This is a genomic window from Pseudomonas sp. 7-41 (genome assembly GCF_021233075.1).
In the GTDB taxonomy this organism is placed as follows: Bacteria; Pseudomonadota; Gammaproteobacteria; order Pseudomonadales; family Pseudomonadaceae; genus Aquipseudomonas; species Aquipseudomonas veronii.
Genome location: NZ_CP089551.1, coordinates 856,869 through 878,265, shown reverse-complemented (window position 1 = coordinate 878,265; position 21,397 = coordinate 856,869). Strand labels below are relative to the sequence as shown.

The window sequence follows — 21,397 nt, the reverse complement described above, 5'->3', positions numbered from 1 at the left end:
AAACCCCGCTCTTTCAAGGCGCGCCGCCGGCTATTTAACAGATCGTCGGCCTACGCATCTGCACGCGGGTGGCATACACTGCGCGGCCGTTTTTCAACCGGAACCCGATAGACATGAAAAACCCATCCCCAGCCCGTGCCTGCGGCATCGACTTCGGCACGTCCAACTCCACCGTCGGCTGGATTCGCCCCGGCATGGAAACGCTTATCGCGCTGGAGGACGACAAAATCACCTTGCCGTCGGTGGTGTTCTTCAACTTCGAGGAGCGCCGCCCGGTCTACGGTCGCCTGGCGCTGCACGAATACCTGGAGAACTACGAAGGCCGGCTGATGCGCTCGCTCAAGAGCCTGCTGGGTTCCAAGCTGATCAAGCACGACACCAGCGTGCTGGGCACTGCGATGCCGTTCACCGACTTGCTCGCGCTGTTTATCGGCCAACTCAAGAGCCGCGCCGAAGCCACCGCCGGCCGCGAGTTCGAAGAAGTGGTGCTGGGTCGCCCGGTGTTTTTCGTCGATGACGACCCGATGGCCGACCAGGAAGCCGAGAACACCTTGGTCGACGTGGCACGCAAGATCGGCTTCAAGGACATCTCGTTCCAGTACGAACCGATTGCCGCGGCCTTCGACTACGAGTCCACCATCGAAAAAGAAGAGCTGGTGCTGATTGTCGACATCGGCGGCGGTACCTCGGACTTCTCGCTGGTGCGCCTGTCGCCGGACCGTCGCCACAACGACAACCGCCACGACGACATCCTCGCCACCGGCGGCGTACACATCGGCGGTACCGACTTCGACAAACAACTCTCGCTGGCCGGCATGATGCCGCTGTTCGGCTACGGCAGCCGCATGAAAAGCGGCGCGTACATGCCCACCAGCCATCACATGAACCTGGCCACCTGGCACACCATCAACTCGGTGTACTCGCAAAAATCCCAGTTGGCCCTGGGCAGCATGCGCTATGACATCGAAGACACCGGCGGCATCGACCGCCTGTTCAAGCTGATCGAACAGCGGGCCGGGCACTGGTTGGCGATGGAAGTCGAAGAAACCAAGATCCAGCTGACCCACGAAGACAGCCGTCATGTGCTGCTCGACCGGGTTGAGCCGGGCTTGAGCGTAGACCTGAGCCGCACGTTGTTCGAGTCGGCCATCGACGGGCTGCTGGAGCGCGTGCGCAACAGCGTCACCCAATTGCTCAGCGACGCGTCGGTGGATGTGGCGCAGGTGGACACGGTGTTCTTTACCGGCGGTTCCAGCGGCATTCCGGCGCTGCGCCACAGCATCTCGGCGATGCTGCCGAATGCGCGGCATGTGGAAGGGAATATCTTCGGCAGTATCGGCAGCGGGTTGGCGATCGAGGCCAGCAAGCGCTACGGCAGCTGATACCGTCGCACTGCCCCCCTGTAGGAGCGAGCTCGCTCGCGAAGGACGCCAACGATAACGCGGGCTGTCTGACGGCGCGCGGCGCTCTTGGGTTTTTCGCGAGCAAGCTCGCTCCTACAGCAGAGCAGTGTCCTCCCTCCTCAGACCATCCCGCCGAGCTTCAGCTCACTCTTCAGGTACGCATAGTAAATCGGCCCCGCCACCACCCCCGGCAGGCCGAACGCGGCTTCGAATACCAGCATCGCCAGCAACAATTCCCACGACTTGGCACTGATCTGCCCGCCGACGATGCGCGCATTGAGGAAGTACTCGACCTTGTGGATCACGATCAAATACCCCAGCGCCGCCACCGCGACCCAGATCGACAGCGACAGCGCGACGATGGTGATCAAGGTGTTGGACATCAGGTTGCCGATCACCGGCAGCAGGCCGAGCAGGAAGGTCAGCACGATCAGGGTCTTGGTCAGCGGCAGGTGAATCCCGCACAGCGGCAGCACCACGGCGAGGAACACGGCGGTAAACACGGTGTTGAGGGCAGCGATCTTGATTTGTGCGAAGACGATGTTGCGAAACGCCTGGACCAACAGGTGCAGACGATCGAACAGCGCGGCAGCCAGGGGTTTGCGCTTGGTCAGGTCGGGGATGCGCTGCAGCGCCATGATCGCGCCGAGCACCATGCCGATCAGCAGGGTGACGAACATGTGGGCGGCATCTTTGCCCACCAATTGCAGATCGCTGAGGTGTTTGCTGATCCAGTCGCCGATGGCCACCCGGAATTCGGCGGCGCTGGCGGGCAGGTAAGCGTCGAGGAACGGCGGCAACTGGCCGCGCGCGCGGTCGACCACGCCCATGAATTTGTCGAGGGAGGCCCCGGGGTTTTCCGCTTCGTGGAGCAGGAAGCTGATCGCGCCGGCAAAGATCAGGGTCAACACGCTGACGATCAGGGTGCCGAGCAAGGCCACGGCCAGCCAGCGCGCACGCCGACCTTCGATCAGCCGTTGCAGTTGAGGGGTAAGCATGTTGACCAGTTCAAATACCAACAGCCCGGCCAGCAGGCTGGGCAGCAACTTCAGCGGCAGAACCAGCAGTAATCCGCCGAAAATGATGATGTAACTGGCCAGCAATAACACGTGACGCTGAGAAAACGTTGGCATACAGCCTCAAAACGAACGGCGTTAAAGGATGGGCAGTCTGCCAGCCTTGAGGCAATCAAGCGAGTGGATCGGTAGTCAATGCGATCAAGCGTGGGAGCGGGCTGGCCCTTCAGGTAGACCGGGGGGCCCAGCCAGCCGCCCACATTTGATCTTCAGCGAGCGCGAACGCGCGATCAGCCTTTGAGACAGGTGCTCATGAACGTCTTGCGCGCATCGCCGGTCAGCGCCTTGGTTTTCGCCGACGCATTGCAATCTTTCATCTTCTGCTGCTGCGGGGTCAGCGTCTTCGCATCATTGGCGGCGGGCGCCGACAGGCAGGTTTTCATGAACGCTTTGCGCTCGTCGCCTTTGAGCGTCTTGGTGGTGGCCTCGGCATTGCAGGTGGTCATTTTATTTTGCTGGGCGGTAGCGGCAAAGCCTTGGGAACACAGCAGCAGGCCCATCATCAACAACGGAATTCGCAGCATCTTCATGGAGTTTTCTCCCTGTTACCGCACCGGAGGGCGCGGCCTACGGAGGAGTGTAGCCAAACCTTGTAACATCTTCACCGACTACGGATGTTCGCCCGGCGGTACTGCGCCATACTCCCGTCTCACCAACACCTTGGGTTGTTTTCAATGCAATACGCGTATCCCCTGCTGGCCATTTTCATCTGGGCCGGCAACACCGTGGTCAACAAACTGGCCGTGGGTTCGATCTTCCCCGCTGAAATCGGCTTCTACCGCTGGTTGCTCGCGGCGCTGCTGTTTACCCCGTTCATGCTCAAGCCGGTGATTGCCCAGTGGCCGATCATCCGCCCGAACCTGGGCAAGATTTTTATCCTCGGCGTGCTGGGCATGGCGGTGTATCAAAGCCTGGCCTATTACGCCGCGTCGCTGACCAGCGCCACCAACATGGGCATCATCCTGTCGCTGATGCCATTGATGGCGTTGACGGCGGCGATCATCAGCCTCGGCCAACGCCTGACCTTCGGCGCGCTGAGCGGCGCGGTGCTGTCGTTCGCTGGCGTGGCGGTGGTGGTGTCGTCCGGCAGCCTGGGCACGCTGCTGCAACACGGGGTCAACCTGGGCGACGCGATGATGCTGGTCGCCACCCTGGCCTACGCGGTCTACAGTACCCTGCTGAAAAAATGGCAGCTGCGCCTGCCGCCGTTGGTGTTGCTGTATCTGCAGGTGCTGGTGGCCGTGGTGGTGCTGTTTCCGCTGTTTCTGTACTCGGCAAAAGCCGGGTTGGTCTGGGCGAATATTCCGTTGGTGCTGTACGCCTGCCTGCTGGCCTCGATGCTCGCACCATTGGCCTGGATGCACTCGGTGAAAACCCTGGGGCCGAGCCGCACCACGTTGTTTTTCAACCTGCTGCCGCTGATTACCGCGCTGATCGCGGCGCTGGTGTTGAAGGAAGCGTTGGCGCTGTATCACCTGGTGGGCGGGCTGCTGACGTTGGGCGGGGTGATTTTGTCGGAGCGCTGGACTACACCGGTCGGGCGTAAGCTGGGCGTTGCCTGAGCTATCGCTATCGGGGGCAAGCCCCCTCCCACAGTGGACCGCGTTCGCCCTGGCGCCTCGGTCAGCTGTGGGAGGGGGCTTGCCCGCGATGAACGATAACGCGGTGCATCCGCTACACCCCAGCCGCCTTGAGCCTCTGCGCATGCTCGACGAACAAGCGGATCGGCTCCGCGCCTTTGCCCACCAGCCCCAGCGACTGATTGACGATATCGAAATGGTCGAGGGCGTAGTCATCGCCGATCACCGTCCCCAGGTGTGAGCTGTAGCGCCCAACCATGCCATCGCACTGGCCTTTCTCGCGCACGAAGCTGCGGGCGAACAAGCGGCAACTGCGATTCGTGCCATCGAGCAGGTTGCGCCCGCGATCGGTCTTACCCGGCTGCAAGGTGCCGGACCATGAGTAATAGCGCACGCCATTGACCTCTGCGGCGCCCTGCCCGCCCCATGTCGGCGGCAATCCCTGGGGATACTCACGATTGAACACCGCCACGCCGGCGCTGGTCAGCGACTGGTGCGAGGCATGCAGGTCGGCCTTGAAGCGCGGGCCTCGGTAGCCGGTCTCCAGCAGGCTCATGACGGCGGCGACCAGATGAAACAGCGCGCTGACCATCCGGCCTTTGACGCTGCCCCGGGGGTAATGGGTGTGGAAATAATCCGCCAGCTCCGAACCGTGGTTGGGGCCGGCCACCGACGTCACCGAGGCGATCCACTGCGGACATTTGGCCGCGGCATAGCGCGCAGTGAGCGAACCCTGGCTGTGGCCGATCAGGTTGACCTTGTCGGCACCGGTTTCGCGGCGAATCCGCTCGACTTGCGCGAGCAACTGCTCGCCACGCACCTCGCTGGAATCGAGCGGCGCCACCTGCACCGCAAACACCTGCGCCCCGCCGGCCCGCAACGCCGGGACGATGCCGTACCAGTAAGGAAACAATCCCAGGCGCACAAACCCCAGCATGCCCGGCACCAGCACCAAGGGGTAACGCGTGGCTAACGACTGCGACATGAAGCGAACGTCCTTGATCAAGAAAGGATGAGCGCAGGCTAACCCAATCCGGCGACGGGCTGATGACATCTGCCGGCAAATCCAATAAAACTTTTTGCCCCGCCCACGACTCACAACTTGGAGCGATCACGCCGACAGAGCGTGGCGTAAAACCGGATTAGCCCCAGGAGGTTGAGATGACTGCAGCAAACCTGACTGACGTTGCGACCCTGCGCCAACGCGCCCGCCAGAACGTCGAAAACGGCGCCGTGACCGAAGGCTACGGCGCCGACCGCGAAGAGATCATTCGCCTGCTCAATGCCTCGCTGGCCACCGAACTGGTCTGCGTGCTGCGCTACAAGCGTCACTACTTCATGGCCAGCGGCGTGAAGGCGCAGATCGCCGCTGCAGAATTCCTCGAACATGCGACCCAGGAAGCCGAACACGCCGACAAACTCGCCGAACGTATCGTGCAGTTGGGCGGCGAGCCGGAATTCAACCCGGACCTGCTGTCGAAGAACGCCCATGCGCAATACGTGGCCGGCAACAATTTGAAGGAAATGGTCTACGAAGACCTCGTCGCCGAGCGGATTGCGGTCGACAGCTACCGTGGAATCATCCAGTACATCGGTGACAAAGACCCGACCACCCGCCGCCTGTTCGAAGAAATCCTGGCTCAGGAAGAAGAGCATGCGGATGACATGGCGGACATTCTCGAAAGTCTGTAAATGACTGCGCGTCTAAAAAGGGGGAAGCGGATTAGACCGCTTCCCCTTTTGACCGTCAGTTCGTCAGAAACCATGACAGGGCCATCCCCGCGAGCAGGTAGGGAACGACTATTCCTGACATCAGCGTCCCTCCTTCAGCAGCATCGTCGCGTATTCCTGAGCGGGAGTGATGGGACTGACACACGTATAGCTATAAGATACACGCGTGTAGACATTAGCTACACGGCGCGGTAGCATGCTCCCTGAGGCCACCATCATGGCCTCAACTATCAAACGTTAGATCTCCCAAACGACAGATCACATTAAGCGAATCACTGAGACATCTCAAAGGTATCCCCCCATGCAAAACACTAAGCAGAAGTTTGACGCACTAACGCGATAAGGAGGCCTCCACGCAAAAACGTAACCATTCCAAGGTGGGACAGAAACATGACTGCAATCATTGAAAGCATTGAAAAATCCAAGCCCGTTCCAATCAACATGAGAGCGGACGAAAAAAAACGGAACCTGATCGATTTGGCAGCGGCAATGTCCGGTCGCGATCGAACCAGCTTTATCTTGGAGGCTGCTTGTCAAAAAGCAGAAGAGGTCATCCTGGAAAAGCGCCTGTTCCTTCTCGACGACGTTGCATTTGACGCATTTGAACAGGCCATGGACGCCAACCCGATCCGAGGTAACAAGTGCCTACAACAACTTCTAGAAAGACCCAAACGGTGGAGCTAAAAGCCCCAGAAAGGCTGAACGATGAACACTCCCTGGATCAGTTCGATTCGGGTGAACAGTCGATCAACGATTACCTGCACAGGCAGGCGCGTAAGGCTCAAGCGGCCAAACAGGCCGTTGTTTACGTCGTCTGTCGCAAGGACACCGCTATTGTCATGGGTTACTACACCCTGTCGAGCGGTTCCATCGCACGCGAGAGCGTCGTTCCGAAAAGCCATCAACGCAACTCACCTAGCGTGCATCCAGTGACACTGCTGGGGCGCATGGGGATTACTCAAGAAGCTCAAGGCCAGGGTTATGCCATCGACCTGCTGCAGGATGCAGTTGAACGGGCAATCAGCGCCTCCAATACGATTGGGTCGAGCGCAATGATTGTTCACCCGCTGAACGAACGCCTGTCGAGTTTCTATACCAAGTACGCAGGATTTATACCGTGTCCGGGACTTTCGCCGATTACGTTGATGTTGCCGCTTCGGTAGCCCCGTCCGACGTAACGCCAAACCCGCTATAGCTCTCGCGATAGCGGGTTATTGTGGGGGGCAGGTTAGCCAACTTCCTCTTTTTTTCCTGATATGACCGTCAGGTAGTCAGTAGCCATGACAGGACCATTCCAGTGATGGAAAACAGTGTGAGCAGGAAGGGCATGACCATCCAGAGTTTGAGTCTTATGGGAATAGCTTTCACATCTTCAACGAGTACTAAACGTCTCCATTGAAAAGCCGCGGGCATAAGAATAACAAGGGCGACAGCGAAGAGTCTCTTCATCCTCCCCTCAAACAATCCGGCTTTGAACATGTGCTTGAACATCACTATAAATGTGCTGAACCGCAAATAGCTCTCGGCCTCTTCCAGCTTTGTATACATAGAATAAAAAGATATAGGGAAACTCAGCATCATAATAACCCCCGAGACTATCCCCATGGACTCAAGCGTCATTGCCCACTCCCTGAAACTTTGTAAAGGAGGGTGCCTATTTGCTCACCGGTGTGGCTACCTAAAGTGCCCACCGCTACGCCCTTTATGGCGATAAACACATAAGGCTCCTGCATCGCGTCCACCTCCAAGTGACTGTGACCGCCGACTATAAGAAGGCGCCGCAGGAGGTATAAGGGGAATCAGGGGCGGATTTACTGTTTCAGAAATGAACTACGCAAGACCAAGAGCACACTTACAGCACCGACATAAAAAAGGCGCCCCTAGGGGCGCCCTTTCTTACGACTGCGCCGAATCAACCTTTCACGGTCTTCGGCGCCTTGCCTTCCTTCATCTGCTGCAACAACGGCGCGCACTGATTGGGCACGTCGCCGCTCGGCGCGACCAGTGCCAGCAACCCGGCGGCCGGGCCGGCGATCACGCCCAGCGCGACCATGCCGGCGCCACGCAGTGCCAGGGGGATGGCTTTCACGCCGGCATTCGGTTTGATGAACGGACCGTTCACATACAGCGGTGAGCGCAGCGAGAACAGGCGGAAGCCTTTCGATTCCGGGGTGATGGTCAGGTCGAGCTGCTCCGAGGCCATGTTCGCCGTGCCATCGATATAGACGATGGCGTTCTCGGTATCGAACACAAACAAGCGCGTGGTCGCGAGCCCGGTCTTGATGCCGAAGTCGGCCGCCGCGCAGTTGATCTTCACTTCCTTGTCGCCAAACAGGCGCCCGACGACGTAGTTGCCTACGTTGAGCCCGACGATTTCCATCAGGCCTCGGCTGATGGCGCCGTCGTTGATCAGCATCTTCAGGTCACCGTTGGCCGAGCCCAGCAACGCCGCCACCGAGTTACCACGCCCGGCAATATCAGCATCGCCGTTGAGTTCGCCAAAGCTGGTTTTCATCGGCTCGAAGGTCGGGAACAACTGTTTGAGCTTGAAGTTGCGCGCGGTCAATTTGGCGCGGCCTTCCATCGGCGTGATGCGCCCGTTCAGGCGGATCTGTGCATCGAGCTTGCCGCCGGCCACGCCGAACCGCAGGGGTTGCAGGCTCAGTTCGCCATCCGTCAGCACCAAGTGCGTATAGAGATCGGTGAAGGGCAAGTCGGTGCTGTGGACGATGCGTTTGCCGGTGAATTCCACGTCGGCATCCATGTCACGCCAGCGCTCGGTGCGGAACGCTTCCACCGGCAGCACTTTGGTCGCCGGTTGCTTGCTCATCCCGCCACGGGCTTTTTGCTTGGCGTTGGAGTCGGCACCGATCAAGGGCGCAAGGTCAGCCATCAGCAGTTGGTTGGACACCAGCGTGCCGCTGAGTTTGGGCCGCGGCTGGCTGGCGACGTAGGCCAGGTTGCCGTGGATGTCGCTGTCGCCGATCTTGCCGTTGAAGTTGTCGTAGCGGAACGTCGCGCCGCTGGCTTGATGCAGTTGCGCGATCAGGCGCCCATCGGTGGAATAGGCCGGCGAGTCCGGCAGCGTGACGCCGGTCAGCGGGTACAGGTTGCCCAGGCTGGCGCCGGCGAGTTTCAGGCGCAGGTCCAGGGCACCGAGGTTGAGCGGGTCGGTCAGGGTGCCGGCCACGGCGATGCGGGTGTCGGCGACGTTCACCTGGGCTTGCAGCGGAAACGGCTTGGCCGCGTCCTGCAAGGCGAGCAGGCCGCCGATCTTGCCGCTGCCGTCGAGTGTCTGCCCGTGGTAACGGCCTTTGACCTTGAGGCCGAACGCATAGTCCTGGGGGGCCGCGCCTTTTTCCAAGACCTTTTTGGCATCCGCATCGCCGACGATTTCGTTAAACGGAATGGGTTTGCCCAGCGGGTCGATGATCACGTCCAGTTGGGTTTTGAGGGTCTGGTCGTCGAGGGTCACGTGGCCCTTGTCGAAGCCGATGGCACCGATGTCTACCACCCAGGCGGAGGGTTCGGCGTTAGGGTCCTTGGGATCGAATGTGAACACCCAGTTGGCGCGCCCATCGGCCAGGCGCTGCAACTCGGCGCTCGGTTCGACGAGGTCGATACGCGGGATTACCACGCGTTGCACCAGCAAGGCCAATGGCGAGATACGCAGCTCCACACGCTTGAGCGTGACCATCTGCGGGGTTTTCGACCAGTCGGGGTTGCCCAGGCTCAGGTCTTCGGCAATGACATGGGGCCAGGGCACCCAGGCACGCCAGCCGCCCTCGTCCAGTTCACGGCGCCACACCACCGCCAGGTTGCCATTGATGGCGAACGGGCGATGCAGTTCTTCGGAAACCTTGGCATTGAGCGGCGGTTTGATGCGGTTCCAGTCGAAGAACAGCAAAAACAACACCACCACGGCGATTGATAGAACGATGCTGGCGCAGCACCAAGCGACGATTTTACGAGTGCGCGTCATTGCACAGAGCTCCTGAATACGACTGGCTGAGTCACAGCCCTTGAGACAGCTTATACAGCTAGGACTGGCAAACCCTCCCGGGGTTTAACCCAATCAACGTTTTGCCGGAAAAAATCCATTTTTCTGACCACTTCGACAGATTTATCCCACTCCAGCGCACCATTGTTACCCAAGCGCGTGTCGAAAATACCCAGCACGGTGCAAAACCGCGGGCTTGAGAGGCTCGACTTAGAGCCTCCCATGGGAACAATCAATTCCGTTGATTATTACCATTGGGTTTATGAACTTTTATATCGACTTATCGAGAGTAGCATTAGCCCCGTACCCACTTAATCGCCCTCCCAAGGAGCAACCCATCATGAAACGCCAAGTACTCGCTACCGTGCTGCTGTCCGTCCTGGCATCCAGTGCCTTTGCCCTGCCGGCCGCTGAACAAGCGATCCCACAAGCCAAAGCCGATGCCGTTCAATTCAGCCAAACCCTCGCCCGTAGCGGGTCGCAAGAACAAGAGAACCGTGACTACGCCAAAGGCGCCGTTGCTGAAAATGGTTCGGAACAAGCCAACAAACGCGCTTACACCGAAGGCGTGACCGAAAACGGCCACAACCGCCTGGAAGAAAAAGGCCTGGTTGAAGGTGGTGCTGAACACGCCAACAAACGTGCCTATACAGAAGGTGTTGCTGAAGGCGGTGCCGACCGTCTGCAAGACCTGCATCAAGCTCAGAGCTAAGCCTGTGGTGGCCCGGAAAAAAGCCCGATCCCTGGATCGGGCTTTTGACTTTCTGCACAACGTGTCACGCATCCACGCCGCAATGCCCTGCCAAGTTCGACGTCTATGAAGCGGTTTTGCTAGAGTGCGTCGCTGTACTTGCCGACAAAGCCCGCCCGCCATGCTGCCCCGTGCCGAACAGAAGCAACAGACCCGCCTCGCCCTGATGGACGCTGCCCGCCATCTGATGGAGTGTGGCCGCGGGTTCGGCAGCCTGAGCCTGCGGGAAGTGGCCAAGACAGCCGGGATCGTGCCCACCGGGTTCTATCGTCACTTTGCCGACATGGACCAACTGGGCCTGGTGCTGGTCAGCGAAGTCGGCCAGACCTTCCGTGCCACGATCCGCCTGGTGCGCCACAACGAATTCATGATGGGCGGCATTATCGATGCATCCGTGCGGATCTTCCTCGATGTGGTCGCGGCCAATCGCTCGCAATTCCTGTTCCTGGCCCGCGAACAGTACGGTGGCTGCCTGGCTGTGCGCCAAGCCATCGGCGCGCTGCGCGAAGACATCACCAGTGACCTGGCCGCCGACCTGACCCTGATGCCCAAGCTCCAGCACCTGGACGCCGACGGCCTGCACGTGATGGCCGACCTGATCGTCAAAAGTGTGTTCGCCACCCTGCCCGACATCATCGACCCGCCCGCCCACGCGCTGCCCGCCCACCTCACGCCCCAGGCGAAAATCACCCAACAGTTGCGCTTCATCTTCATTGGCCTCAAGCACTGGCAGGGCCTCGGCAGCACCGAGTAAGCCGTCAACCCGCCGTGTGGAAACGCTTGGCGCCGGTGTAGTTCTTGTTCCAGTAGTTGTTGCTCAGCGAATCGATCCGCACATTCTTGCCGGCCCGCGGCGAATGAATGAATTTCCCTTCGCCGATATACAGCCCCACATGGCTGACCTGACCGCGCCCGTTGCCTTTGAAAAACACCGCGTCCCCCGGCTTGAGCTCGTTGCGCTTGACGGTCGCAGCCGTTGAACGGTGCATCGCCGCCGTCGTGCGCGGGATGTGAATGTTGGCTTCGGTCTTGAACAGGTAGACCAGGAAACTACTGCAATCAAACCCTTGCTCGGCCGAGGTGCCCCCCCATTTGTACGGGGTGCCCAGCAGGGCATGGGCGCGGTCGACCACATTCGCCACCGAAGACGTTGGAACACCAGGCAGCGAAGAGCCGAATGTCGATTGGGGTTTCAGGTTGGCCGAGGCCGATGAGATGACGCAGGAAAGACTGAAAAGGATTAAAAAGAAAAGTGACTTGAACATTGATGAATCGCCGTGGTGTTAAGACGGCGCAAATCCTAAAGAAACAGCGCGTAACTTTTTGAACGCGGAATCCGGATGCTGCGTAGGAGAAATCTGAAAAAACACCAGTGCGAATTAGATGAGAGAAATTTCATGCAAAACCGCACGCCACATCCACACACAACGCCCCCATCCAGTGCCACACCTCCAGACGCGCACCAAATTGAGGCATAAAGGCACTGACTGACGCCCTATTCGGTGGCATCGCTGCGCTCGCCTTCAGGGAATTCCTACTCCTGCGCGGGATTGGCAAGCCCCTTGCTCTAGCTCTCTTATCGCTCATAGCTGGAAGCCTTCTGATGCTGGTGATCCACCGCCGAATCGCCCCGCAAGCCCTCTGGGCCGCCGAGTTGCTGCTGAACTTCGAAGCACGCAGCAAAAGCCGCCTGCGCTGTTTCAGTGCCGACGGCGAAGACGTCGGCCTGTTCCTGGAGCGTGGCCAGCCGCCGCTGCACGATGGCGAGTTCCTACAGGCTGAAGACGGACGTGTAGTACGTGTCTGCGCGCGCCCTGAACAACTGCTGCACGTCACCTGTCGCAATGCATTTGAACTGACCCGCGCCGCGTATCACCTGGGCAATCGCCACGTGGCCTTGCAAGTAGGCGACGGCTGGCTGCGCCTGCTGGATGATTACGTGCTCAAGGCCATGCTTGAACAGCTGGGCGCGCGGACCGAAACCTTCGAAGCGCCATTCCAGCCGGAACACGGAGCCTACGGCGGCGGCCACCACCATTCACGCCATGGCGATGAAGATTTCAACTACCCGCCGAAGCTGCATCAGTTCGGCGTGCGTTTATGAACCCAGCCTGGGCGCTGCTGCGTCTGGCCAGTCCGCAATTGCCGATTGGCGGCTACAGCTATTCCCAGGGCCTGGAAATGGCCGTGGAGAATGGCCGCGTCAAAGACGCGGCCGGCGCCCGCCGCTGGATCAGCGACCAGTTGCTGCTCAACCTCGCCCGCTTCGAAGCGCCGCTGTTGCTCGCGCATTGCCGCGCCGCCGTGGCCGGCGATTGGTCGCAGCTGGCGCAACTGTGCGAGGAACACCGCGCCAGTCGCGAGACCCGCGAGCTGTATCAGGAGAGCCGGCAGATGGGGTACTCCCTGCAGCAACTGCTCAACGGCCTGCCGGAACTGGACGACGCGGCCCGTGATTTTCTCGCACAACACGCCGAGCCGCATCTGGCGCTGGGCTGGGCCCTGGCCGCATGCGCCTGGGGCATCAGCCCCGACGACGCCCTCGCCGCCTGGCTGTGGAGCTGGCTGGAAAACCAGCTGGCCGTGCTGATGAAAACCCTGCCGCTCGGCCAGCAGGCCGCCCAGCGCCTGACCAGTGAACTGCTGCCCCTGCTGCAACACGCCCAGCAGGACGCCAGCCACATCGACCCCAACCATTTCGGCAGCGCCGCGTTCGGCCTGTCCCTGGCGTGCATGGCCCACGAGCGCCAGTACAGCCGCCTGTTCCGTTCCTAGGAGAAGCACATGAACACACAACCTCTGCGTGTCGGCATCGGCGGCCCGGTGGGCTCCGGCAAGACCGCCCTGACCCTGGCCCTGTGCCTGGCCTTGCGTGATCGCTACAACCTGGCGGTGGTCACCAACGACATCTATACCCGCGAAGATGCCGACTTCCTGGTGCGCAACCAGGCCCTGGCGCCCGAGCGCATCATCGGTGTGGAAACCGGCGGCTGCCCGCACACGGCGATCCGTGAAGACGCCTCGATCAACCTGGAAGCGGTGGACCAACTCAACCGGCGCTTTCCCGGCCTGGACCTGATCCTGGTGGAGTCGGGCGGCGATAACCTGTCGGCGACGTTCAGCCCGGAACTGTCGGACCTGACCATCTATGTGATCGATGTGTCCGCCGGCGATAAACTGCCGCGCAAGGGCGGCCCCGGCATCTGCAAATCCGACCTGCTGGTGATCAACAAGATCGACCTGGCGCCCTTGGTCGGCGCCTCGCTGGAACTGATGAACAGCGACACCCAACGCATGCGCAACGGTAAACCCTTTGTGTTCAGCAACCAGAAAACCGGCGTCGGCCTGGATGAGATCGTCGCCTTCATCGAACGCCAGGGCCTGCTGACTGCGGCCTGATCACCCCATAAGGAACCTGTCCATGCGCCTGAAAAAACTCTTCGCTGCCGCCGCCCTGCTGCTCGCACCCGCCTTGGCCTTCGCCCACCCGGGTCACGGCGACAACGGCCTGGTGGCGGGTATCAGCCATCCATTGGGCGGTCTCGACCATTTGCTGGCCATGCTGGCGGTCGGCTTGTGGGCCGCCCAGCAAAAAGGCGCGGCGCGTTGGGCGCTGCCTTGCACCTTCGTGGCCACCCTGTTGCTCGGCGGCCTGTTGGGCTTTGAAGGCCTGGCGTTGCCGGCGCTGGAAAGCGGGATTGCCGCGTCGGTGCTGGCCCTGGGCCTGGCGGTGGCGCTGGCGGTGCGCCCGCCGTTGTTCATGGCGCTGGGGGCGACGGCATTGTTCGCGCTGTTCCACGGCGTGGCCCATGGCTTGGAGCTGCCGGACATGTCCAGCCCTTGGGCGTATGCCGCCGGATTTGTCGGCGCCACCGCTGCGTTGCACGCTGCCGGTTATGCCGTGGTGCGCTGGCTGCCGACTGCGGCGGCGCCGTTGGTGCGGGTTGCCGGGGCGGCTTCGGCGGCGACCGGGGTTTGGTTGCTGGCTGGCTGATTTGCGGCGCGATTAAGCGCCTCATCGGGGGCAAGTCGAATCGTCGCACCGCCCCTCCCACATTCGCTTGCATTCCAAAGTTGGAACTCGGTCGAATGTGGGAGGGGGCTTGCCCCCGATAGCGGTGGCGCAGACACCACCGTTCCCAAGCCTGCTACCATGCGCGCCTACACCCCTGCCGTGACGACGCCAGCCGATGCCCATCGCTCCAAGCTCCGCCCTTCAGCCTTCCTTGAATGCCGTGCTCACGCACTTCCATGACCTGATCGTGCCGCTCTGGCAGGGCCCGGGCTGGAACGCCGAGCTGGCGCTGCCCTACGAGGCGCTGGACGCCGACCACCGGCCGCTGCCGCCGCAACGCTACCGCGCCATGGCCTGTGCCCGGCAGTTGTACCTGTTCGCCAGCCTGATCGGCGAACCCGGCGCAGCCTTTGCCGAAGAACGCGCCGCCGTGTTGTTCCGCTCGCTGCAACGGCATTTCCACGACGCCGAGCACGGCGGCTGGTTCTACAGCATCGACCCCGCCGGCCAGCCGCTGGACAAGCGCAAGGACCTCTACACCCACGCGTTCATCATCTTCGCCTGCGCCCATTACTGGGCCAAGGTACGCGAACCGCTGGTGGAGTCGGTGTTGAATGCGGCGCTGGAAGTGGTCGCCCAACGTTTCGCCAGCGGCGATGGCCTGTACGAGGCGGTGCTGGAGCGTAATTGGTCGTCCCTCAAGTCCGGCCCATTGCAAAACCCGCTGATGCACCTGGCGGAAGGCTTCCTCGCCACCCTGGCGGTGCGTGAAGACGCCGCGGTGCAAACCGCATTGCTGGCCTTGGCGACGGCCATGCAGCAGCGTTTCATCGAGCGCCAGCACGGCGTGATGATGGAAAAACCGCTGGGCGCTGTGGATAACTGGTTTGAGCCGGGGCACCAGTTCGAGTGGTTCTTCTTGCTTGAGTCTTCCGACGTGCTGCGCGGCACGCCGCTGCATGCTTCGCTGACGCGGGCCTTTGCCTATGCCGAGCAAACGGGTGTGGATAACCGGACCGGCGCGGTCAGCGGCATGCTTGCCCTGGACGGCAGCGTGCGCGACGGCACCCAACGCATCTGGGCCCAGGCGGAATACCTGCGCGCACTGACCTTGCGGCCGGGCAGCGAAGCCGTGCTGCAGCGCCAGTTGCTCGCGTTGCAGCAGCACTTCCTGCATGCCAAGGGCTGGAATGAATGCCTGGATGCCCAGGGCAGCGTGAGCCGACGGGATATGCCGTCGACCACGCCGTATCACCTGGCGACCTGTTATCAGGGGTTGGTCAAGGTTCTCGGCTGACCTTCAGGGACTCATCGGGGGCAAGCCCCCTCCCACATTTGAATGGGTTCACACATCAAAATCTGTGAACCCAATTCAGTGTGGGAGGGGGCTTGCCCCCGATGCAGGCGACTCGGTCTAACGCCTTACTTGGCCCCACGCTCAATCGCAAACCCGGCCCAGCTCTGGCTCACCGGCATCAGCTCAAGACGGTTGATGTTGACGTGCGCCGGGGTGTTCAGCACCCAGAAGATGGTGTCGGCGATGTCCTGCGGCTGGATCGGCTCGGCGCCGGCATAGGTGGCGTCGTAACGCGCCTGGTCGCCGCCGAAGCGCACCAGGGAGAACTCGCTTTCACACAGCCCTGGCTCGATGTTGGTCACACGCACGCCGGTGCCTTGCAGGTCGCAGCGCAGGTTCAGCGAGAATTGCTTCACGAACGCTTTGGAGCCGCCATACACGTGGCTGCCCGGGTACGGGTAGCTGCCGGCGATGGAGCCCAGGTTGATGATCCCGGCACCGCGGCCATAGGCGATCAGGCGCGGCAACAGCAGGTGGGTGGTGGTCAGCAGGCCCTTGATGTTGGTGTCGACCATGGTTTCCCAGTCGTCGAGGTTGCACTTGGGCGCGGGATCGGTGCCCACGGCCAGGCCGGCGTTGTTGATCAGCCCGCGCAGCTTGGCGAACGCGGGCGGCAGGCCGGCAATCGCCGCTTCCATGCCTTGGCGGTCACGCACGTCCACCACTAGGCCGTGTACTTCGGTCTGCTTGGAAAGCTCTTCGACCAGCGCGTTCAGACGCTCGGCACGACGACCGGTGAGCACCAGTTTCCAGCCAGCTTCGGCAAACCGACGGGCGCAGGCTTCGCCGAAACCTGAAGTTGCGCCAGTAATAAACAGCGTGTTGGACATGGTGTTCTCCTTGCGGGCATCGGAAAAAATAAGCCAGCAGAATGCCCTTACACCGTCGTCGCGGCAACCGCTATGCACATCACGCCATGCACGCCTGATCAGTTTTTAACCAAACCACGCAAAGCCTTACACACCGTGGCCTGCAGCCATATGCGCGCAGGTTATCCACAATTGCGCCCACAGTCTTTGGGGGCAAGTGCAAAAAGCCCAGAGCCGCTGTGTACAAGGCTTTCAGGCGGTTTTGCAAAGTTTTTTGCTTGACCTGGACGAGGCGGTATGTAGGCCCATGCACGAGAGGAAAAACCGAACGATGGCTCCAGGCCAGTCATTCCGGCCTCTGCGGGCGTCTTTCCAGAGTTTAACCACAGACTTATCCACAGGCTGGACAGACATAATCCGGTCATATACCTGTGTCTTTAAACAGGTTGACAAACCCCTCGGCAGGTCGCCAAAAAGCCACTGATCAAAAAACAACCATCACGCTGCAGGCCACGTAATCAAAGGCTTTCAGCCAGCTACTCCCACGTTACCCACAGCCGGTTCCACAGCGGATGGGGACAAGTCAAAACTGTGACAAAACAGCGATTTGCGGCGGCTATCTGTCGCGCTTTGGAAGGTGGCCGGATTTGTTTTCCACAATTTGGGATCGCACTTGTGAACACCACAAAAACAAATGTGGGAGGGGGCTTGCCCCCGATGGCGGTGGGTCAGTATCAGGTGTTCTGACTGATACACCGCCATCGGGGGCAAGCCCCCTCCCACAAGGTTTATGCGTCAGTGGCCACCGAGGTAGGCGTTGCGCACTTCCTCGTTCACCAGCAGCTCCTTGCCGGTGCCTGTCAGGCGAATCTCGCCGTTGACCATCACATACGCCCGGTCTGACAGACGCAGCGCATGGTTGGCGTTCTGCTCCACCAGGAAGATGGTCATCCCGGTGGCCGCCAGTTCGCGCAGGGTGGAAAAGATCTGCTTCACCACAATCGGCGCCAGGCCCAGGCTCGGTTCGTCGAGCAACAACAACTTGGGCCGGCTCATCAGTGCGCGGGCGATGGCGAGCATTTGCTGCTCGCCACCGGACATGGTCATCGCCCGTTGGTTACGCCGCTCTTTGAGCCGTGGGAACAGCTCGAACATGCGCTGCATATCTTCCTGGGCGAACTTGTCACCGATGGGGATGGTGCCCATCAGCAGGTTTTCCTCGACGGTCATGTCGGGGAACACCCGCCGCCCTTCCGGCGACTGCGCAATGCCGTTGGACGCGATGTAGTGGGACGACTTGTGGGTGATGTCGACGCCGTTGTAGAGGATCTGCCCCGACTCCGCCCGTGGCTGGCCGAAGATCGACATCAGCAGCGTGGATTTCCCCGCGCCGTTGGAGCCGATCAGGCTGACCGTTTCGCCTTCGTTGATGTGCAGCGAGACTTTCTTCAGCGCCTGGATCGGCCCGTAGAACACGTCCAGGTCCTTCATTTCGAGGATAGGCCCGTTCATACAAGCTCCTCTTCATCCGCGCCCAGGTAGGCCGCGATCACTTTCGGGTCGTTGCGGATCGCATCCGGCCCGCCCTCGGCAATCACGTTGCCGTGGTCGAGCACCACGATGTGGTCGGAAATACTCATCACCATGCCCATGTCGTGTTCGATCAGCACCACTGTGAGGTCGTGTTCGTCGCGCAGCAGGCGAATCATCGCGCTGAGGGCTTCGGTTTCCTGGGGGTTGAGGCCCGCAGCCGGTTCGTCGAGACAGATGATCTGCGGCCGGGTACACATGGCGCGGGCGATTTCCAGGCGGCGCTGCTGGCCGTAGGAAAGCTCACCGGCCAGGCGGTTGGCGCAGTCCACCAGGTCGACCACTTCCAGCCAGTAGAAGGCGTGGTCGAGGGCGTCGCTTTCAGCCTTGCGGTAGCCCTTGGTGTTGAGGATGCCCGCGAGCATGTTGCGGTTGACCCACATGTGCTGGGCGACCAGCAGGTTTTCCAGCACCGACATTTCCTTGAACAGGCGAATGTTCTGGAAGGTCCGCGCCAGGCCGGCGCGGTTCACCAGGTGGGTGCCGCCGAACATCTTGTAGTACACGCGGCTGAAGAAGCTTTTCGGCGACACGAAGTCGATGGCCTCGAAGCGCTCGCCGAGCAGTTGGATCACGTTGGTCTGCTTGCCGCGCACGTTGAGTTCGATCTTGCCGCCACTGGCTTTGTAGAAGCCGGTGAGGCAGTTGAACACCGTGGTCTTGCCGGCGCCGTTGGGGCCGATCAGGGCGAAGATCGAGTTGCGTTCGACCTTGAGGCTCACGTCGCTCAAGGCCTTGATGCCACCGAAGTGCATCATCAGATGTTCCACGGACAGGACGACTTCCTTGCTCATGGCGCCACTCCTTTACGTGGGGTCACACCGGTACGGCTGATCCGGATCAGGCCGCGTGGCCGCCAGATCATCATCACCACCATCAACACGCCAAACAGCAGCACGCGGTACTCAGAGAAGCTGCGCAGCAGTTCCGGCGCGACGGTCAACACGAACGCCGCGATCACCACGCCTACCGTCGAGCCCATGCCGCCCAACACCACGATGGCCAGGATCAGCGCCGATTCGAAGAAGGTGAACGACGACGGGTTGACGAAGCCTTGGTAACTGGCGAAGAACACCCCGGCCAAACCAGCTGTGGAGGCGCCGATGGTGAACGCCGAGAGCTTGACCAGCACGTGGTTCAGGCCCATGGAGCGACAGGCGATTTCATCTTCGCGCAAGGCTTCCCAGGCGCGGCCGACCGGCATGCGGGTCAGGCGATGCTTGATGTACAGCACGGCCAGCACCACCAGGAACAGCACGATGTAGATGAACATGAACTTGATGTTGGGGTTGTAATCGAGGCCGAAGAACTCATGGAACGGAATCCCGCCGTCCTTCGCTTTGCGCCCGAATTCCAGACCGAGGAAGGTCGGCGAAGGCACCGGCATGCCGTTTGGCCCGCCGGTGAACGACAGCCAGTTGTTCAGCACCAGGCGGATGATTTCACCAAACCCCAGGGTCACGATCGCCAGGTAGTCGCCGTGCATGCGCAGCACCGGGAAGCCGAGTATGCACCCCGCCAGTGCCGCCGCGATGGCCGCCAGCGGCAGCACCGTCCAGAAACCCAGGCCGAGGTATTGATACCCCAGCGCGAGGCCGTAGGCACCGATGGCGTAGAACGCCACGTAACCCAGGTCGAGCAAGCCGGCCAGGCCGACCACGATGTTCAGGCCCAGGCCGAGCAGTACGTAGATCAGCCCGAGGATCACCACGGTGAGCAGGTACTTGTTGGCGAAGATCGGGAACACGATGGCGATCACGATCAGCGCCGGGATGATCCAGCGCAGCCGCGACTTGTAGTCCGGCGCCAGCACATGGACGCCCGAACCGCTGCTCTCGAAGCCCTGCAGAATCTTCACGCCCTTGGGCGTTTGCAGGAACAGGCTGAGGGCAAAGCGGCCGGCCATCACGATGGCGACCAGGATCGCCACGCGCGCAGGTTGCAGGTTGAAGCTGTAGCCGTCGAGCACCACGCCGACGATCGGACCGAACACGATCAACGCAATCAGCCCGGCGAGGATCGTATCGACCACACTTTTTTTGATATCAATCGATTTGGCAGCAGACATGTTTATACCTTAGCCACGAGTGGGCGACCAAGCAGGCCCTGGGGACGGAAAATCAGAATCACCACCAACAGGGAGAAACTGAACACGTCTTTGTAGTCAGAGTTGATCAACCCCGAGAACAGCGACTCCGAAATACCGAGGATGATCCCGCCCAGCATCGCCCCAGGCAGGGAACCGATGCCGCCGAGTACCGCCGCGGTGAAGGCCTTGATGCCGATGATGAAGCCGGCGTAGAAGTCGAACGTGCCGTAGTTGAGGGTGATCAACACGCCGGCCAGGGCCGCCATGGCGGCACCGATGACAAACACGTAGGAAATCACGCGGTCGGTGTTGATGCCGAGGATCGAGGCCATCTTGCGGTCTTGCTGGGTAGCGCGGCACATGCGGCCGAGCTTGGTGTACTTGATGATGTAGGTCAGCAAGGCCATGCCGGCGAAGGCAGCGACCAGGATGAAGACCTTGGTGTACGTCAACTGGACGAAACCGCTGCCGATATCGACGCGCCAGGCGCCGGCCAGCAGGGTCGGAATGCCTTGTTGCTTGGCGCCCTGGGCGATCTGTGCGTAGTTCTGCAGGATCAGGGAGATACCGATGGCGCTGATCAGCGGTGCCAGTCGGGTGGAGTTGCGCAGCGGTTTGTAGGCGACCCGTTCGATGACCCAACCGTAAACGCCGGTGACGACCACGGTGAAGATCAGGGTGCCAAGAATGAGCAGCGGGAAGGATTCGATGCCGAAATAAGCCAGCAGTGCCAGACTGATCGCCGCGAGGTAAGCGGAAATCATATAAACCTCGCCATGGGCGAAGTTGATCATGCCAATGATGCCATAGACCATTGTGTAGCCGATGGCGATCAGGCCATAGACCGACCCGAGGGTCAGGCCGTTGACCAGTTGCTGCAGGAAAATACCATCCATAACGCAATCTCACGCGGTGAGCACCTGCACACCGGTAGGTGTGCGGCGCTTCTGGAGGAAAAGACAGATCTCAATCACAACCCAGTCCCCCTGTGGAAGG

Annotated in this window: 23 protein-coding genes; 12 read left to right on the top strand and 11 right to left on the bottom strand. The window is 60.9% G+C overall.

All coding sequences use genetic code 11. The features are described 5' to 3' along the window. The first annotated feature begins 113 nt into the window (after positions 1-113). Positions 114-1,382, top strand: a complete 1,269-nt coding sequence (locus tag LQ249_RS03775; RefSeq protein WP_017849705.1) for an Hsp70 family protein — start codon at positions 114-116, stop codon at positions 1,380-1,382. A gap of 140 nt (positions 1,383-1,522) precedes the next feature. Here the strand turns inward: LQ249_RS03775 and LQ249_RS03770 are convergent, their stop codons facing one another. Both LQ249_RS03770 and LQ249_RS03765 read right to left on the bottom strand, forming a co-directional pair. Further along, a complete protein-coding gene (locus LQ249_RS03770; protein ID WP_046384871.1) occupies positions 1,523-2,536 on the bottom strand; it encodes an AI-2E family transporter in 1,014 nt (337 codons plus the stop codon). A 173-nt stretch (positions 2,537-2,709) separates the two neighbouring features. Further along, positions 2,710-3,009: a PsiF family protein gene (locus LQ249_RS03765; RefSeq protein ID WP_017849707.1), complete on the bottom strand. Its 300-nt coding sequence runs from the start codon at positions 3,007-3,009 to the stop codon at positions 2,710-2,712. A gap of 144 nt (positions 3,010-3,153) precedes the next feature. On the opposite strand from LQ249_RS03765, the gene LQ249_RS03760 reads away from it, so the two are divergent. Then, on the top strand, positions 3,154-4,041 hold the full coding sequence (locus LQ249_RS03760; RefSeq protein WP_169864645.1) for a DMT family transporter: 888 nt from the start codon (positions 3,154-3,156) through the stop codon (positions 4,039-4,041). 112 nt (positions 4,042-4,153) lie between these two features. On the opposite strand, the gene LQ249_RS03755 is transcribed toward LQ249_RS03760, so the two are convergent. Next, positions 4,154-5,044, bottom strand: coding sequence for an esterase/lipase family protein (locus LQ249_RS03755; RefSeq protein WP_057006069.1), 891 nt, complete (start codon positions 5,042-5,044; stop codon positions 4,154-4,156). A gap of 176 nt (positions 5,045-5,220) precedes the next feature. Between LQ249_RS03755 and LQ249_RS03750 the strand changes: the two genes are divergently transcribed. From LQ249_RS03750 to LQ249_RS03740, 3 genes are all read left to right on the top strand, one after another. Beyond that, a complete protein-coding gene (locus LQ249_RS03750) occupies positions 5,221-5,751 on the top strand; it encodes a ferritin-like domain-containing protein (protein WP_128192605.1) in 531 nt (176 codons plus the stop codon). Positions 5,752-6,180: 429 nt separating this feature from the next. Next, a complete protein-coding gene (locus LQ249_RS03745; protein WP_046487348.1) occupies positions 6,181-6,474 on the top strand; it encodes a type II toxin-antitoxin system TacA family antitoxin in 294 nt (97 codons plus the stop codon). After that, a complete protein-coding gene (locus tag LQ249_RS03740; RefSeq protein WP_046487345.1) occupies positions 6,465-6,953 on the top strand; it encodes a GNAT family N-acetyltransferase in 489 nt (162 codons plus the stop codon). Before LQ249_RS03745 ends, LQ249_RS03740 begins: the two co-directional genes overlap by 10 nt. Before the next feature lie 100 nt (positions 6,954-7,053). On the opposite strand, the gene LQ249_RS03735 is transcribed toward LQ249_RS03740, so the two are convergent. Next, on the bottom strand, positions 7,054-7,410 hold the full coding sequence (locus LQ249_RS03735; protein ID WP_232566198.1) for a hypothetical protein: 357 nt from the start codon (positions 7,408-7,410) through the stop codon (positions 7,054-7,056). 292 nt (positions 7,411-7,702) lie between these two features. Beyond that, positions 7,703-9,772, bottom strand: coding sequence for an AsmA family protein (locus LQ249_RS03730; RefSeq protein WP_108526120.1), 2,070 nt, complete (start codon positions 9,770-9,772; stop codon positions 7,703-7,705). Between the two features lie 358 nt (positions 9,773-10,130). Between LQ249_RS03730 and LQ249_RS03725 the strand changes: the two genes are divergently transcribed. Then, positions 10,131-10,502: a hypothetical protein gene (locus tag LQ249_RS03725; RefSeq protein ID WP_046384877.1), complete on the top strand. Its 372-nt coding sequence runs from the start codon at positions 10,131-10,133 to the stop codon at positions 10,500-10,502. Positions 10,503-10,662: 160 nt separating this feature from the next. Next, complete coding sequence (locus LQ249_RS03720) at positions 10,663-11,295, top strand: TetR family transcriptional regulator (protein WP_046384878.1); 633 nt, start codon at positions 10,663-10,665, stop codon at positions 11,293-11,295. Positions 11,296-11,299: 4 nt separating this feature from the next. Here LQ249_RS03720 and LQ249_RS03715 read toward each other — a convergent pair whose 3' ends face one another. Further along, positions 11,300-11,806: a C40 family peptidase gene (locus LQ249_RS03715; protein WP_026140377.1), complete on the bottom strand. Its 507-nt coding sequence runs from the start codon at positions 11,804-11,806 to the stop codon at positions 11,300-11,302. Positions 11,807-12,144: 338 nt separating this feature from the next. On the opposite strand from LQ249_RS03715, the gene ureE reads away from it, so the two are divergent. The 5 genes from ureE to LQ249_RS03690 all read left to right on the top strand — a co-directional run bounded on the left by ureE (position 12,145) and on the right by LQ249_RS03690 (position 15,853). Beyond that, positions 12,145-12,645 carry an urease accessory protein UreE gene (ureE, locus tag LQ249_RS03710; RefSeq protein ID WP_128192607.1) on the top strand — a complete coding sequence of 167 codons (501 nt, stop codon included), beginning with the start codon at positions 12,145-12,147 and terminating at the stop codon, positions 12,643-12,645. Further along, complete coding sequence (locus LQ249_RS03705) at positions 12,642-13,316, top strand: urease accessory protein UreF (RefSeq protein ID WP_232566197.1); 675 nt, start codon at positions 12,642-12,644, stop codon at positions 13,314-13,316. Before ureE ends, LQ249_RS03705 begins: the two co-directional genes overlap by 4 nt. 9 nt (positions 13,317-13,325) lie before the next feature. After that, positions 13,326-13,940, top strand: a complete 615-nt coding sequence (ureG, locus tag LQ249_RS03700; RefSeq protein WP_017849719.1) for an urease accessory protein UreG — start codon at positions 13,326-13,328, stop codon at positions 13,938-13,940. Positions 13,941-13,962: 22 nt separating this feature from the next. After that, positions 13,963-14,535 (top strand): HupE/UreJ family protein, encoded by a 573-nt coding sequence (locus LQ249_RS03695; protein WP_057003689.1) that lies wholly within the window; start codon positions 13,963-13,965, stop codon positions 14,533-14,535. A gap of 196 nt (positions 14,536-14,731) precedes the next feature. Beyond that, the gene (locus LQ249_RS03690; protein ID WP_026140378.1) at positions 14,732-15,853 is read left to right on the top strand and encodes an AGE family epimerase/isomerase; all 1,122 of its coding nucleotides are present in this window, start codon (positions 14,732-14,734) and stop codon (positions 15,851-15,853) included. A 125-nt stretch (positions 15,854-15,978) separates the two neighbouring features. Here the strand turns inward: LQ249_RS03690 and LQ249_RS03685 are convergent, their stop codons facing one another. From LQ249_RS03685 to LQ249_RS03665, 5 genes are all read right to left on the bottom strand, one after another. Next, positions 15,979-16,743 carry an SDR family oxidoreductase gene (locus tag LQ249_RS03685; protein WP_017849722.1) on the bottom strand — a complete coding sequence of 255 codons (765 nt, stop codon included), beginning with the start codon at positions 16,741-16,743 and terminating at the stop codon, positions 15,979-15,981. Between the two features lie 774 nt (positions 16,744-17,517). Then, positions 17,518-18,234, bottom strand: coding sequence for an ABC transporter ATP-binding protein (locus tag LQ249_RS03680; RefSeq protein WP_017849723.1), 717 nt, complete (start codon positions 18,232-18,234; stop codon positions 17,518-17,520). Continuing rightward, positions 18,231-19,106, bottom strand: a complete 876-nt coding sequence (locus LQ249_RS03675; protein ID WP_057003687.1) for an ABC transporter ATP-binding protein — start codon at positions 19,104-19,106, stop codon at positions 18,231-18,233. Before LQ249_RS03675 ends, LQ249_RS03680 begins: the two co-directional genes overlap by 4 nt. Next, a complete protein-coding gene (gene livM / locus LQ249_RS03670; protein WP_017849725.1) occupies positions 19,103-20,380 on the bottom strand; it encodes a high-affinity branched-chain amino acid ABC transporter permease LivM in 1,278 nt (425 codons plus the stop codon). Before livM ends, LQ249_RS03675 begins: the two co-directional genes overlap by 4 nt. Positions 20,381-20,382: 2 nt before the next feature. Further along, entirely contained in the window at positions 20,383-21,297 is a 915-nt protein-coding gene (locus tag LQ249_RS03665) for an ABC transporter permease subunit (RefSeq protein ID WP_003236186.1), read from the bottom strand. Between the last annotated feature and the right edge of the window lie 100 nt (positions 21,298-21,397).

Excerpts from the sequence above, each read along its gene's own strand:
- LQ249_RS03775 (WP_017849705.1), top strand. The coding sequence starts at position 114 with ATGAAAAACCCATCCCCAGCCCGTGCCTGCGGCATCGACTTCGGCACG.
- LQ249_RS03770 (WP_046384871.1), bottom strand. The coding sequence starts at position 2,536 with ATGCCAACGTTTTCTCAGCGTCACGTGTTATTGCTGGCCAGTTACATC.
- LQ249_RS03765 (WP_017849707.1), bottom strand. The coding sequence starts at position 3,009 with ATGAAGATGCTGCGAATTCCGTTGTTGATGATGGGCCTGCTGCTGTGT.
- LQ249_RS03760 (WP_169864645.1), top strand. The coding sequence starts at position 3,154 with ATGCAATACGCGTATCCCCTGCTGGCCATTTTCATCTGGGCCGGCAAC.
- LQ249_RS03755 (WP_057006069.1), bottom strand. The coding sequence starts at position 5,044 with ATGTCGCAGTCGTTAGCCACGCGTTACCCCTTGGTGCTGGTGCCGGGC.
- LQ249_RS03750 (WP_128192605.1), top strand. The coding sequence starts at position 5,221 with ATGACTGCAGCAAACCTGACTGACGTTGCGACCCTGCGCCAACGCGCC.
- LQ249_RS03745 (WP_046487348.1), top strand. The coding sequence starts at position 6,181 with ATGACTGCAATCATTGAAAGCATTGAAAAATCCAAGCCCGTTCCAATC.
- LQ249_RS03735 (WP_232566198.1), bottom strand. The coding sequence starts at position 7,410 with ATGACGCTTGAGTCCATGGGGATAGTCTCGGGGGTTATTATGATGCTG.
- LQ249_RS03730 (WP_108526120.1), bottom strand. The coding sequence starts at position 9,772 with ATGACGCGCACTCGTAAAATCGTCGCTTGGTGCTGCGCCAGCATCGTT.
- LQ249_RS03725 (WP_046384877.1), top strand. The coding sequence starts at position 10,131 with ATGAAACGCCAAGTACTCGCTACCGTGCTGCTGTCCGTCCTGGCATCC.
- LQ249_RS03720 (WP_046384878.1), top strand. The coding sequence starts at position 10,663 with ATGCTGCCCCGTGCCGAACAGAAGCAACAGACCCGCCTCGCCCTGATG.
- LQ249_RS03715 (WP_026140377.1), bottom strand. The coding sequence starts at position 11,806 with ATGTTCAAGTCACTTTTCTTTTTAATCCTTTTCAGTCTTTCCTGCGTC.
- ureE (WP_128192607.1), top strand. The coding sequence starts at position 12,145 with ATGCTGGTGATCCACCGCCGAATCGCCCCGCAAGCCCTCTGGGCCGCC.
- LQ249_RS03705 (WP_232566197.1), top strand. The coding sequence starts at position 12,642 with ATGAACCCAGCCTGGGCGCTGCTGCGTCTGGCCAGTCCGCAATTGCCG.
- ureG (WP_017849719.1), top strand. The coding sequence starts at position 13,326 with ATGAACACACAACCTCTGCGTGTCGGCATCGGCGGCCCGGTGGGCTCC.
- LQ249_RS03695 (WP_057003689.1), top strand. The coding sequence starts at position 13,963 with ATGCGCCTGAAAAAACTCTTCGCTGCCGCCGCCCTGCTGCTCGCACCC.
- LQ249_RS03690 (WP_026140378.1), top strand. The coding sequence starts at position 14,732 with ATGCCCATCGCTCCAAGCTCCGCCCTTCAGCCTTCCTTGAATGCCGTG.
- LQ249_RS03685 (WP_017849722.1), bottom strand. The coding sequence starts at position 16,743 with ATGTCCAACACGCTGTTTATTACTGGCGCAACTTCAGGTTTCGGCGAA.
- LQ249_RS03680 (WP_017849723.1), bottom strand. The coding sequence starts at position 18,234 with ATGAACGGGCCTATCCTCGAAATGAAGGACCTGGACGTGTTCTACGGG.
- LQ249_RS03675 (WP_057003687.1), bottom strand. The coding sequence starts at position 19,106 with ATGAGCAAGGAAGTCGTCCTGTCCGTGGAACATCTGATGATGCACTTC.
- livM (WP_017849725.1), bottom strand. The coding sequence starts at position 20,380 with ATGTCTGCTGCCAAATCGATTGATATCAAAAAAAGTGTGGTCGATACG.
- LQ249_RS03665 (WP_003236186.1), bottom strand. The coding sequence starts at position 21,297 with ATGGATGGTATTTTCCTGCAGCAACTGGTCAACGGCCTGACCCTCGGG.